This is a genomic window from Kribbella sp. NPDC055110, assembly GCF_053607525.1.
The window spans coordinates 322779-334510 of record NZ_JBSGTS010000004.1 but is presented as its reverse complement, the minus strand read 5'-3'; the positions used below and the strand labels follow the sequence as shown (position 1 = coordinate 334510).

The following is an 11732-nucleotide window of genomic DNA, read 5'->3' as shown; positions in this document are numbered from 1 at the left end:
AGCTGCCGAAGGATACCCGGTTCAGGTCTGATCTCCGCTGCGGCAGTCCGGGATCGGACGCAAAAGCTGGGCAAGCTCTTGACGGCCACCCAGAGCCACGCTTAGCGTCATGGAGCGCTCTTGAAACCTTTCATCGAGGAGGTTGGCTGCACAACCCAGCCCCGCCCGCCCGAGGGACAGGTGACGTCGTGAATCGTTACTGCTTCTGTCTGCAGGTCCGGCCCGATCGGCTCGACGAGTACGTCGAGCGGCACCGTGACGTGTGGCCCGAGATGCAGGCCGCGCTGTGGAACTCCGGGTGGCACAACTACTCGCTGTTCCTGCGCGACGACGGACTGCTGATCGGGTACGTCGAGTCCGAGGACCTGGAGGCGGCGCAGAAGGCGATGGCGGCGACCGAGGTCAACTCCCGCTGGCAAGCCCAGATGACCGAATTCTTCACCGGCATAGACGGCCGCCGGCCGGACGAGTCGTTCCTGCTGCTGCCCGAGATCTTCCATCTGACTGCGTTTGATTCTGAAGGGGACTGAAGCATGACGACCGAAGCCGTGAAGGCCGCCCTCAGCCGCCAGGAGATCGAGCTGCCCTCGTGGGCGTTCGGCAACTCCGGCACCCGGTTCAAGGTGTTCTCCCAGCCGGGGGTCCCGCGGTCCCCGGAGGAGAAGATCGCCGACGCGGCCGTCGTCCACAAGTACACCGGGGTCGCGCCGAGCGTCGCGCTGCACATCCCTTGGGACAAGGTCGAGGACTATGCGGCGCTGGCGGCGTACGCGAAGGAACACGGTGTCCGGCTCGGGGCGATCAACAGCAACGTGTTCCAGGACGACGACTACAAGCTGGGCAGTGTCACCAACCCGGATCCCGCGGTCCGCCGGAAGGCCACCGACCACCTGCTCGAATGCGTCGACATCATGGACGCGACCGGGTCCCGCGATCTGAAGCTGTGGTTCTCCGACGGCACCAACTACCCGGGCCAGGACGACATCCAGGACCGGCAGGACCGGCTCGCGACCGCGCTGAAACAGGTGTACGACCGGCTCGGCGACGACCAGCGGATGCTGCTCGAGTACAAGCTGTTCGAGCCGGCCTTCTACACCACGGACGTGCCGGACTGGGGTACGTCGTACGCGCACTGTCTCGAACTGGGGCCTAAGGCAACGGTCTGTATCGACACCGGTCACCACGCGCCGGGGACGAACATCGAGTTCATCGTCGCGTTCCTGCTCCGGGCGAAGAAGCTCGGCGCGTTCGACTTCAACAGCCGGTTCTACGCCGACGACGACCTGATGGTCGGGGCCGCCGACCCGTTCCAGCTGTTCCGGATCATGAACGAGATCGTCCGCGGCGAGGCGCTCGACCCGGATCGCGGGATCGCGTTCATGCTCGACCAGTGCCACAACATCGAGGAGAAGATCCCCGCGATCATCCGCTCGGTGATGAACGTCCAGGAGGCCACCGCGAAGGCGCTGCTGGTCGACCGCGATGTACTGCGCAAGGCCCAGCAGGAAGGCGACGTACTGGGTGCGAACGCCGCGCTGATGGACGCGTACAACACAGATGTGCGGCCGCTGCTCGCCGAGCTGCGCGAGTCGCAGGGCCTGGACGCGGACCCGGTCGCGGCGTACAAGCGCAGCGGCTACTTCGAGCAGATCACCAAGGACCGGGCCGACGGCCGGCAGGCCGGATGGGGAGCATGAGAGTGAGCGACACTGCAGCCGAGCTCGTTGCGCGTAGCAACCGACTGGGTGCCGATGCACGCAACACCAACTACGCCGGCGGAAACACGTCGGCGAAGGGTACGACGATTGACCCGGTCACGCAGAATCCCGTGGACCTGCTGTGGGTCAAGGGATCCGGCGGCGATCTCGGCACGCTGACCGAGAAAGGTCTCGCCGTACTGCGGCTCGACCGGCTGAACGCTCTGGTCGACACCTATCCGGGTGTGGACCGTGAGGACGAGATGGTCGCCGCCTTCGACTACTGCCTGCACGGGAAGGGCGGTGCGGCGCCGTCGATCGACACCGCGATGCACGGGCTGGTCGATGCCCCTCATGTCGACCATCTGCACCCGGACTCCGGGATCGCGCTGGCGACCGCGGCAGACGGCGAGAAGCTGACCGCGGAATGCTTCGGCGACCGTGTGGTGTGGGTGCCCTGGCGACGCCCCGGCTTCCAGCTCGGCCTCGACATCGCGGCCGTGAAGCGTGAGAACCCGCAGGCCATCGGCTGCATCCTGGGCGGCCACGGCATCACCGCGTGGGGCAACACGTCCGAGGAGTGCGAATCGAACTCCCTGGAGATCATCCGTACGGCGGAACGCTTCCTGGCGAACCGCGGCGTACCTGAGCCGTTCGGCGCGCTGGTCGCCGGCTACGAACCCCTCCCCGTCGACGAACGCCGCCGCCGGGCAGCCGAACTCTCGCCTGTCATCCGTGGGCTGGCGTCGACAGACAAACCGCAGGTCGGCCACTTCAACGATTCGGATGCGGTGCTCGAGTTCCTGTCGCGCGAGAAACTGCATCCGCTTGCACAGCTGGGCACCTCGTGCCCGGACCACTTCCTCCGTACCAAGGTCCGCCCGCTCGTACTCGACCTGCCGCCGTCCGCGTCGGTGGACGAATCAGTTGCCCGGCTGAAGGAGCTGCACACCCAGTACCGCGAGGACTACGAGGCGTACTACCGGGCGTTTGCCGAGCCGGACAGCCCGGCGATGCGGGGCGCCGACCCGGCGATTGTGCTCGTCCCGGGTGTCGGGATGTTCAGTTTCGGCAAGGACAAGCAGACCGCGCGGGTGGCCGGCGAGTTCTACGTGAACGCGATCAACGTCATGCGGGGCGCCGAGGCGGTGTCGACGTACGCGCCGATCGACGAGCGGGAGAAGTTCCGGATCGAGTACTGGGCGCTGGAGGAGGCGAAGCTGCAGCGGATGCCGCGGCCGAAGCCGCTCGCGACGCGGGTCGCATTCGTGACCGGTGGCGGGTCGGGCATCGGCAAGGCGATCGCGCAACGGCTGGCCGCGGAGGGCGCATGCGTTGTCGTCGCGGACCTGGATCAGGCTGCGGCCGAGGCGGTGGCGAAGGAGATCGGCCCCACGGACGTGGCTGTCGCGGTCGGCGCGGACGTGTCGTCGGCGGATGCGGTCGAGGCGGCATTGCGCGAGGCGGTGCTGGCGTTCGGCGGTGTCGACCTGATCGTCAACAACGCCGGGCTGTCGATCTCGAAGTCGTTGCTGGAGACAACGGAACGCGACTGGGACCTGCAGCACGACGTGATGGCGAAGGGCTCGTTCCTGGTGTCGCGAGCAGCCGCGAAGGTGCTCATCGACCAGGGGATGGGCGGCGACATCGTCTACATCTCGAGCAAGAACGCGGTGTTCGCCGGCCCGAACAACGTCGCGTACGGATCCGCCAAGGCGGACCAGGCCCACCAGGTGCGGCTGCTCGCGGCCGAGCTCGGCGGGTACGGGATCCGCGTCAACGGGGTGAACCCGGACGGCGTCGTACGGGGATCCGGGATCTTCGCCGGCGGCTGGGGCGCGAAGCGGGCCGCGGTGTACGGCGTACCGGAGGAGGAGCTCGGTGCGTACTACGCGCAGCGGACCCTGCTGAAGCGTGAGGTGCTGCCGGAGAACGTCGCGGCCGCGGTGTTCGCGCTGACCGGTGGAGATCTCACGCACACGACCGGCCTGCACGTCCCCGTCGACGCCGGCGTGGCCGCCGCCTTCCTCCGCTAGGTGTTGTCATGAAGCGGGTCGCGGCGGTGGATCTCGGGGCCTCGAGCGGGCGGGTGATGCTCGGTGAGGTCGGCGCGGACGTCCTTGAATTGCGGGAGCTGAACCGCTTCTGGAACGGTCCGGTGCGCGTGAGCGGCCGGCTGCACTGGGACGTCCTGCACCTCTACCGCTCGATCCTGGAGGGGCTGCGGGCCGCCGGTCCGCTCGACGGCATCGGCATCGACTCCTGGGCAGTCGACTACGGACTGCTCGACGAGAGCGGTCGTCTGCTGGGCAACCCCGTCCACTACCGCGACGCACGCACCGACGGCGTGATGGAACGCGTCCTGTCGACGATCCCCGCGTCAGAGCTGTACGCCGTCACGGGCCTGCAGCGGCTGCCCTTCAACACGATCTACCAGCTCGCCGCCGAAAACCTGCCGGTCGATGCGGCGACGTTCCTGATGATCCCTGACCTGCTGGCGTACTGGCTGACTGGGGAGATCGGGGTGGAGCGGACCAACGCATCTACTACCCAGCTGTACGACGTATTGGCCCGGGACTGGAGTGATCAGTTGATATCGCGGATGGGGTTGCCGCGGCGGGTGTTTCCTGCGCTGCGCGAGCCCGGCGATGTGATCGGCAGCGTGTTGCCCGACGAGACCGGGTTGGTGCCCGGGATCCCGGTGATTGCTGTGGGGTCCCATGACACGGCCTCGGCTGTAGTTGCGGTGCCTGCGGTGGGTGAGCGGTTCGCGTACATCTCCTCGGGGACCTGGTCGCTGGTCGGGCTCGAGCTCGATGCGCCGGTCCTCACGGACGACGCCCGAGCAGCGAATTTCACCAACGAGGGCGGCGTCGACGGGCGGACCCGGTTCCTGCGGAACGTGATGGGGCTGTGGATCCTGCAGGAGTGCCAACGGATCTGGGGCGACGACGACCTGCCCGGACTGCTGCGGGAGGCGGCCGACGCGCCGCCGTACGCCGTATTGATCGATCCGGACGCACCCGAATTCCTTGCCCCGGGCAACATGCCGGCGCGGATCGAGGAGCACTGCCGGGCGACCGGGCAGGACGCGCCACGGTCCCGCGGCGCGGTGGTCCGCTGCATCCTGGAGAGCCTCGCCCTCGCGTACCGCCGTACGTTGCGTGCCGCACAGACGATCGCGAACCGAGAGGTCGACGTACTGCACGTGATCGGCGGTGGTTCGCGGAACGAGCTGCTCTGCCAGCTGACTGCCGACGCATGCGGCGTACCCGTCCTCGCCGGACCCGTCGAGGCGTCCGCGTTGGGCAACGTCCTCGTCCAAGCTCGCGCCCTCGGCGAGCCCTTCCCGGACCTGAGCGCGATGCGCGCCCTGGTCCGATCCACCCATTCTCTGCGGCGCTACGACCCGCAGGGCAAACCGGCCGACTGGGACGCCGCCGAGTCCCGGGTATTCGGAACCAGGTGATCCGCATGACCGTTCTCTCCCAGGAACTTCGACCGCTCGCGCGACGGGTACCGCCGCGCGAGATCAGTCACGACGACCTGCAACTGCTGCGGTTGCTCGCCACCGGCCTCCCGGTCGACGGCGTCGCCCGCCGCCTCGAACTGTCCGAACGCACCGTCCGCCGGCGCACCCGGCTGATCTGCGACCGCCTCGGCTTCAGCACCGCCATCGAAGCCATCGTCTGGGCCGCCCGCCGCGGTCTGGTTTAGATCAAGTACCTGAATTCTGGTGAGTTCGGGTTGATGCGTTCGATGTCGAGCGGGGCGGCCTCCATGCGGGACAGCAGCAGTGGGAGGTCGTCCCGGGTACTGATCTCGATGCCGACCAGGGCGACGCCGGTCTCGCGGTTGTTGCGCTTGACGTACTCGAAGAGCGTGATGTCGTCGTCCGGGCCGAGCGTCTCGTCGAGGAAGGCCCGCAGGGCGCCGGGCTCCTGCGGGAACGTCACCAGGAAGTAGTGCTTGAGGCCTTCGTACACCAACGAGCGCTCGAGAATCTCGCCGTACCGGCTGACGTCGTTGTTCCCGCCGGACAGCAGGCAGACGACGGTCTCGCCCGGGCGTACGTCGAGACCGTTGCTCAGGGCACTTGTCGACAAAGCGCCCGCGGGCTCCGCGATCAGGCCGTCGGTCTGGTAGAGCGCGAGCATCTCCGAGCACACGAGCCCCTCGGGCACAGACATGAGCTCGACGCCGGCCTGCTGCACCAGCGGGAGGGTCGCGTCGCCAACCCGGCGTACGGCGGCACCGTCGACGAAGCTGTCCAGCTGCGGCAACGTCACCGGCGTACCGGCCGCGACCGCCGCGGCCATGCTCGCCGCGCCACCCGGTTCCACCCCGACGATGCGTACGCCGGGATGCCGCTCGGCGATCCACGTTGCAACCCCTGCAACGAGACCGCCCCCACCGACAGGCACCACGAGTACGTCGGGAGCGTGGCCGAGCTGCTCCACCAACTCGATCGCCACGGTCCCTTGCCCCGCAACGGTTCTCGGGTCGTCGAACGCCGGCACCATCGTCGCGCCGGTCGCTTCAACTTCCGCGAGAGCAGCGGCGGCTGCGTCGTCGTACGTGTCGCCGGTGACGATTACCTTCACTTGCTTGCCGCCGAGGGCCGCGATCCGGTCTCGCTTCTGGCGCGGCGTCGTCCGCGGCACGTACACCTTGCCGTGGACGCCGAGTATGTGGCACGAATACGCCAGCCCCTGGCCGTGGTTCCCGGCGCTCGCACACACCACGCCGGCGGCCTTCGCCCCGTCGTCGAGCTGCGCGATCAGGTTGTACGCGCCGCGAAGCTTGTAGGAACGGCCGATCTGCAGGTCCTCCCGCTTCAGCCAGACCTGCGCGCCGGTGCGCTCGGAGAGACGGAGATTACGCTCCAACGGTGTACGCACAGCGACACCGTCCAAGCGCTTGACGGCGGCCTCGATCGCCGCCGCGTCAACGATGTCGCCGGTGGTCGATCGAGCGACTGAACCACTGCCCTGCATGACGTTCCTTCCCGTGCATTTGCACGATCTTCGCCGATTCGCTCGCTGCACAAGACGATTGGCGTCCACAGTCCGGACCGGCGGATACCTTTTGCGTTCCAGACTCTTGCACCAGGCGTGAAACGGCTCTTCACTGGGCAGTCTAGTTTTCATACGCTCACTCGGTGTAACGGCCACGGCCCTGGGAGAGATGAACCGGGTACAGGCCGGTCAGTGAGGACTGGAGGGCACATGGAACTGATTCCGTTCAGTCTGTGGGGCGACGCTTTGTGGTGTGGTCAGGAGGTCGTGCGGGAGGCTCCGCACGAGCAGGCGATCCGTAGCCTGTTCCCGAACCCCATCCCGGCGCGCGGCGCAGATCTGGACACCGAGGCGGACCTCGTCCCGGAACCGCACAACCGTTTCGACCCGCGGTCGATCGCCGTTCGGGTGCAGGGCAAGGTTGTCGGCTATCTGCCGAGGGACGACGCGCACCGGTACCACCCGGTGCTGTCAGATCTGGTGGCGCAAGGCCTGCAACCGCAGGTTCCGTGCCACCTGTGGGTGAGTGAGTGGGAGCCGGCGGACTGGGACGGTAAGGGCACCCAGGGCACCGAGTTCCATGCCAGCGTCGCGGTCGCCCTCGGGCAGCCGCACATGCTCGTCCCGGTGAACCTGCCCCCGCCAGGCAGTTTTCACCTGCTACCGCCCGGCAGCGGCATCGTCGTACCGGGCAGCGAGGTGCATCCCGACGTACTGGCGCCGTTCTTCCGCGCGGAGGGCGAGTGCTGGGTGTACGCCACCATGCACGCGATCGAGGAGGAGGACAGCATTCAGGACCGGCACCGGATCGTGGTCGAGATCCGGATCGACGACGAACCCGTCGGCCGGCTCAGCCCGCGGCTGAGCGCCGAGTTCCTGCCCGCGATCCATTACCTCGCCGACATGCGGGCCGAGACCGCCGCCCGGGTCGCCGTCCGCGGTGACCGCTGCGCATCGGAGGTGATTCTCTACGCGGCGCGAAGTCACGACCTGCCGGCCACCTGGCCGGACGGGCTGGCTCGCTCCCCAGTCGCTTCCCCGCAATGGCACTACTGGGCCACCAAAGAGGCCAACTAGGCGGCTGCGCAGTACTGACCATGCCTCACCAGGCCGGTACTGCGGAGCTACTTTCAGGGCGCCGGGCAGCTTCCCTTGGAGAGCTGCCCGGCACCGAGCAGGCGCCGCACGCCTGCCCACGGGGTCCGAGTCCCCGCACCGATGAGACGGTTGCGCCGGGCAATCATGACGCGGACTGGTTCAACTCCGCCGCATTCTCCTCGCACCACGCGGAAAACGTGTTCGGTGACCGCCCGGTGAGCCGCCGTACGGCGTCTGTTCGCAAACCGATCGTGTCGGCGCGCATGAGGGCCAATCCCTCGATCAGGGCGGCCGCCAAGTCCGCCGGAGCCCCTTCTGGATAACGGAATCGAACCGCTTCCTCAGGTGTCGCGATCGGCCGTACGTCGAGGGCGCGCCCGATCGCCGTACCGAGGATCGCGACCTGTTCCGCGAGGGTGAACGCCTCGGGACCCGTCAAGGTGTACGCCTGCTTCTCGTGACCCTCCTCGACCAGCACCGTCGCCGCGACCGCCGCGATGTCCGCCGGGTCGATCGGAGCTGCCCGGCCCGGCCCGATCGGGTCGAGTACGTAGCCGCCGGCGCGGATCGTCGGCAGCCAGTCGAACGCGTTCGTCATGAACCCGGTCGGCCGCAGGAACGTTGCCGCGATCCCCGAATCCGCGATCAGCTGCTCACGCTCGTGATGCCATCGCCCCATCGCGGGGATCGGGTCGCGGAGTACGGCGTACGACGACAGGTACACGATCTGCCGGACGCCAGCGTGACGCGCCGCCGCGACGAGATTGGCCGTATGCGCGATGCCGGTGCCGGGTACGAGCAGGAACACCTTGTCGACACCGCGGAGGTCGAGCGGCCCGTCGAGGTCCCCGATGACCTGCTCGGCGGGCAGATCAGGCCGCTGGCTGCGGACGAGTGCGCGGAACGGAGCGCCGCGCCGGTTGAGTTCCTCGACGAGCGCGCGACCGACGTGTCCGGTGGCGCCGGTGATCAACAACATGGCAGACTCCTTTACCGGTTAACGATTCGCAGGGAACGTTAACCGGTAAATGATCTGAGCGTCAAGGAGTCCGAAGATGCCCGAGTTCCTGGAGCTGCACAGCAAGACCTCCAAGCTGCTGCGGGCCGCCGCGGACGCCGCCGTACAGCGGCACGGTCTCCGGCTCGGGCAGGATCACCTGCTCGCCGCGCTGTGGGCGGAGGACGGCCGTACGCCGGGCGAGATCGCCGCCGCGGTGAACGTCACCACGCCCGCCGTCACCAAACTCGCCACCCGGCTGGCCGAGGCAGGCCTGCTCGAGCGCCGGCCCGATCCGCGCGACAACCGTCTCGTGCGGCTGTGGCTGACGCCGGCCGGCCGGGCGCTTCAGGGCCCCATCGAGTCCGAGCGTCAGCAGCTCGAGGACCGCGTCACGGCGACGCTCACGACGACCGAGCGGACCCAGTTGATGAAGGCGCTCGCGAAGATCAACCAGGTGTTGGTGGACGGGCCGTGACGTACCTTGGCGGTATGGCGAACGCACCGGTCTGCCCCACCTGCGGGGAACGAGCCGTGCCGATCCTCTACGGCCTGCCCACCCCGGTCGCACGCGAAGCCGCCGCAGCCGGCCGAGTCCGCTTGTTCGGCTGCGTGATCCCGGCGAACCCGGACAACTGGACCTGCCCACAGGCCCATACCTGGCAGGCAGACGACGACCAAGTTCTCAGTGCCGCAATAGACGCCGCCCTCCACCGGGACTGAGGACATCCGCCGGGGTCAGTGAACAAGCTATTGCCTGTTCACAGGCCCCGGCGCATGTCCTCCCGTCACCCGCTTCATCGTCCCGCATTCTTTCCGCGAGCGACCTCCGTGTGCAGCGCGTCCAGCCGGTTCCGCCAGAGTGCGCGGTACCCCTCCAGCCACTCGTCCACCTCGACGAGCGCCTCCGGCCGCAGACTGTAGATCCGCCGCTGCGCGTCCTGCCGTACGTCGACCAGCCCGGCCTCCCGTAGCACCCGAAGGTGCCGCGACACCCCCGGCCGCGCAATCGGCAACGCATCAGCCAACTCACCCGCCGTCGCCGGATGATCCCGCAAAATCCCCAACACCGTCCGCCGGCTCGAATCCGCCAACGCCTGCAACACCACATCCATGCAGCGAATGTACCCGACCGGCTATGTAACCACAAGGGTACACATCATACGGTCACCACTGGCGGGCGGTGTCACCGCTGGCCTGCTACATCCCGCCATCGGTCACATAACCCGCTAGCGCGCAAACGACAACGTTGGTTGGAGCGGTACTAGCATCGAGCTGTGAGGATTCGAGGGTTCGCGATCGTGGGGGCCGCCGACACACTGATCCGCGCCGTCAACCAGCTCCACGACCCCAGGATCACCCTCCAAACCCTCCGCTCTACCGGCCTAAGCGGACCTGAATGAGTACCGACGATCCGAACTTCGCGCCGTACCCGGGGCGGTACGAGGTGGCGAGGACGAAAGGTGTGCCGCCGAACGAGGAGCTGGTGCTGCTCGACATCACCGGCGAAGCCGACGTGGTGGAGCAGATCGACGCGATCCGGCCGATCGTCGAGAACGGACCTGTGCCCGACGGAGGGCTGTCCTGGGATCACCGGACGCGCGTCCTCACCGTCCGCCTGGTCGGCGCTGTCGACGGCTCCGAAACCGAGGTGGAGGCTGTGAAGCAGGCAGTCCTGGCTCAGCCGGCCGATTTCACCGTCGAGTTCGAGTCGGTCCGGTACTCGCGCGAGGAACTGCTCGAACTCGCCGACGACATCTTCCCCAACGCCCACGAATGGGGGCCGGCTGAAGGAGGGCTGGCAGGGGGATGGGACACCCTCCAGAACCGGGTCGTGGTTCTCGTCGGCGACGAGCCCGAGGACCTGTCCCGAGCGTGGATCGGAGCCATCGAACGCCGGCAGGACGAACGCATCGTCTACGAGATCGTCCGGCACTCGATGAACGAGCCATGGATCCAGCCCTAGAGTTTGGTGCCGATCAGTTGGTAGATGTCGTCGAGGGCGCCGGGGAGGTCGTCGTGGCCGAAGTCTGGGTAGGTGCGGATTTCCTTCGGTGACTGGATCTTGTTGTAGGCGGCGAACTGGGTCGACGGCGGGCAGATCTGGTCCTCTAGGCCGGTGAAGAGGGTGACTTCGGCCTGGATGCGGGGGGCCAGGTTCTGGATGTCGATGTAGCCGAGCGTTGTGAAGACCTCGTCCTGGCGCAGGTGCCGTGGGTCGCGCTTCCGGAACCACGTGACGATCTCGTCGTACGGCGATGTTTCCAGGTTCAGGTCCCACGTGCGCTGGTAGTCGGACAGGAACGGGAACACGCTCGCGACGTACTTGATCGTCGGCGTCAGCGCCGCAGCCGCCAGCGACAGCCCACCGCCCTGGCTCCATCCGGTCGTCGCGATCCGGGCCGCATCGACCTCCGGCAGTCCGCCGATGAGGTCCGCCAAGCGCCGCGTGTCCAGGAAGACGTGCTTGTAGAGCAGTCCGTCCGGCCCGTCGTCGAGCCCGTGCACCAGGTGGTGGTGCAGCGAGAAGCTGTTTGACGCCTGCGACGGCGTACGGAATCCGACCTGCTCCCGCACATCGAGCGCCGCGACCGTGAACCCGCGGGCGGCGTACGGCAGCAGTTCGACCCATTTCGGCTGCTCACCGCCGTACCCGTGGAACAGCAGGACGGCCGGCCCGGTCGGCTCGGCAGGGCGCACCACCTTTGCATGCACGCGGTAGCCGCCGGTCCCGGTGAAGTACAGGTGCTGCGCGGTCGCCGTCGTCAGCGGGAAGTCAGCCGCGTCGACGAACTCAGCGTCCGCCGGCACCGCGTCGAGCTCCAAAAGCGCCTTGTCCCAGAATGCGTCGAAGTCCGCGGGCCGCGGGTTCGTGCCCTGGTAGGTGAGTAGTTCGTCGTACGACAGTTCGAAGGAAAGCAC

Annotated in this window: 13 protein-coding genes; 9 read left to right on the top strand and 4 right to left on the bottom strand. The window is 67.7% G+C overall.

All coding sequences use genetic code 11. From position 1 onward, the window contains the following. Positions 1-188: 188 nt before the first annotated feature. From ACWF0M_RS09490 to ACWF0M_RS09470, 5 genes are read left to right on the top strand one after another with little or no spacing between them, the layout of a single operon-like run. Positions 189-530: an L-rhamnose mutarotase gene (locus ACWF0M_RS09490; RefSeq protein ID WP_452235151.1), complete on the top strand. Its 342-nt coding sequence runs from the start codon at positions 189-191 to the stop codon at positions 528-530. A 3-nt stretch (positions 531-533) separates the two neighbouring features. Then, entirely contained in the window at positions 534-1697 is a 1164-nt protein-coding gene (gene rhaI, locus ACWF0M_RS09485) for an L-rhamnose isomerase (RefSeq protein WP_452235150.1), read from the top strand. After that, complete coding sequence (locus ACWF0M_RS09480; RefSeq protein ID WP_452235149.1) at positions 1694-3733, top strand: bifunctional aldolase/short-chain dehydrogenase; 2040 nt, start codon at positions 1694-1696, stop codon at positions 3731-3733. The genes rhaI and ACWF0M_RS09480 overlap by 4 nt, the downstream gene beginning before the upstream one ends. An 8-nt stretch (positions 3734-3741) precedes the next feature. Then, positions 3742-5166: a rhamnulokinase gene (locus ACWF0M_RS09475; protein WP_452235148.1), complete on the top strand. Its 1425-nt coding sequence runs from the start codon at positions 3742-3744 to the stop codon at positions 5164-5166. Between the two features lie 5 nt (positions 5167-5171). Further along, complete coding sequence (locus ACWF0M_RS09470; RefSeq protein ID WP_355475360.1) at positions 5172-5414, top strand: LuxR C-terminal-related transcriptional regulator; 243 nt, start codon at positions 5172-5174, stop codon at positions 5412-5414. Here the strand turns inward: ACWF0M_RS09470 and ilvA are convergent. Continuing rightward, on the bottom strand, positions 5411-6694 hold the full coding sequence (ilvA, locus tag ACWF0M_RS09465; protein WP_452235147.1) for a threonine ammonia-lyase IlvA: 1284 nt from the start codon (positions 6692-6694) through the stop codon (positions 5411-5413). The two genes, ACWF0M_RS09470 and ilvA, sit on opposite strands and share 4 nt — an antisense overlap. Positions 6695-6925: 231 nt before the next feature. On the opposite strand from ilvA, the gene ACWF0M_RS09460 reads away from it, so the two are divergent. Next, positions 6926-7792 (top strand): HIRAN domain-containing protein, encoded by an 867-nt coding sequence (locus tag ACWF0M_RS09460; RefSeq protein ID WP_452235146.1) that lies wholly within the window; start codon positions 6926-6928, stop codon positions 7790-7792. A gap of 163 nt (positions 7793-7955) precedes the next feature. Here ACWF0M_RS09460 and ACWF0M_RS09455 read toward each other — a convergent pair whose 3' ends face one another. Next, the gene (locus ACWF0M_RS09455; protein WP_452235145.1) at positions 7956-8792 is read right to left on the bottom strand and encodes an NAD(P)H-binding protein; all 837 of its coding nucleotides are present in this window, start codon (positions 8790-8792) and stop codon (positions 7956-7958) included. 76 nt (positions 8793-8868) lie between these two features. Between ACWF0M_RS09455 and ACWF0M_RS09450 the strand changes: the two genes are divergently transcribed. Together ACWF0M_RS09450 and ACWF0M_RS09445 are read left to right on the top strand one after the other, a co-directional pair. Further along, positions 8869-9288 carry a MarR family winged helix-turn-helix transcriptional regulator gene (locus ACWF0M_RS09450; RefSeq protein WP_452235144.1) on the top strand — a complete coding sequence of 140 codons (420 nt, stop codon included), beginning with the start codon at positions 8869-8871 and terminating at the stop codon, positions 9286-9288. Between the two features lie 14 nt (positions 9289-9302). Then, a complete protein-coding gene (locus ACWF0M_RS09445) occupies positions 9303-9533 on the top strand; it encodes a hypothetical protein (RefSeq protein WP_452235143.1) in 231 nt (76 codons plus the stop codon). A 74-nt stretch (positions 9534-9607) separates the two neighbouring features. Here ACWF0M_RS09445 and ACWF0M_RS09440 read toward each other — a convergent pair whose 3' ends face one another. Further along, the gene (locus ACWF0M_RS09440; RefSeq protein WP_452235142.1) at positions 9608-9925 is read right to left on the bottom strand and encodes an ArsR/SmtB family transcription factor; all 318 of its coding nucleotides are present in this window, start codon (positions 9923-9925) and stop codon (positions 9608-9610) included. A gap of 284 nt (positions 9926-10209) precedes the next feature. Here ACWF0M_RS09440 and ACWF0M_RS09435 point away from each other — a divergent pair, with 284 nt between their 5' ends. Further along, positions 10210-10776, top strand: a complete 567-nt coding sequence (locus ACWF0M_RS09435; protein WP_452235141.1) for a hypothetical protein — start codon at positions 10210-10212, stop codon at positions 10774-10776. On the opposite strand, the gene ACWF0M_RS09430 is transcribed toward ACWF0M_RS09435, so the two are convergent. Further along, complete coding sequence (locus ACWF0M_RS09430; protein ID WP_452235140.1) at positions 10773-11732, bottom strand: acetylxylan esterase; 960 nt, start codon at positions 11730-11732, stop codon at positions 10773-10775. The two genes, ACWF0M_RS09435 and ACWF0M_RS09430, sit on opposite strands and share 4 nt — an antisense overlap.

What these genes read in the sequence shown, in the direction of transcription:
- rhaI (WP_452235150.1), top strand. Translation starts at nt 534, where the DNA reads ATGACGACCGAAGCCGTGAAGGCCGCCCTCAGCCGCCAGGAGATCGAG.
- ACWF0M_RS09470 (WP_355475360.1), top strand. Translation starts at nt 5,172, where the DNA reads ATGACCGTTCTCTCCCAGGAACTTCGACCGCTCGCGCGACGGGTACCG.
- ACWF0M_RS09445 (WP_452235143.1), top strand. Translation starts at nt 9,303, where the DNA reads ATGGCGAACGCACCGGTCTGCCCCACCTGCGGGGAACGAGCCGTGCCG.
- ACWF0M_RS09455 (WP_452235145.1), bottom strand. Translation starts at nt 8,792, where the DNA reads ATGTTGTTGATCACCGGCGCCACCGGACACGTCGGTCGCGCGCTCGTC.
- ilvA (WP_452235147.1), bottom strand. Translation starts at nt 6,694, where the DNA reads ATGCAGGGCAGTGGTTCAGTCGCTCGATCGACCACCGGCGACATCGTT.
- ACWF0M_RS09435 (WP_452235141.1), top strand. Translation starts at nt 10,210, where the DNA reads ATGAGTACCGACGATCCGAACTTCGCGCCGTACCCGGGGCGGTACGAG.
- ACWF0M_RS09480 (WP_452235149.1), top strand. Translation starts at nt 1,694, where the DNA reads ATGAGAGTGAGCGACACTGCAGCCGAGCTCGTTGCGCGTAGCAACCGA.
- ACWF0M_RS09440 (WP_452235142.1), bottom strand. Translation starts at nt 9,925, where the DNA reads ATGGATGTGGTGTTGCAGGCGTTGGCGGATTCGAGCCGGCGGACGGTG.
- ACWF0M_RS09460 (WP_452235146.1), top strand. Translation starts at nt 6,926, where the DNA reads ATGGAACTGATTCCGTTCAGTCTGTGGGGCGACGCTTTGTGGTGTGGT.
- ACWF0M_RS09475 (WP_452235148.1), top strand. Translation starts at nt 3,742, where the DNA reads ATGAAGCGGGTCGCGGCGGTGGATCTCGGGGCCTCGAGCGGGCGGGTG.
- ACWF0M_RS09450 (WP_452235144.1), top strand. Translation starts at nt 8,869, where the DNA reads ATGCCCGAGTTCCTGGAGCTGCACAGCAAGACCTCCAAGCTGCTGCGG.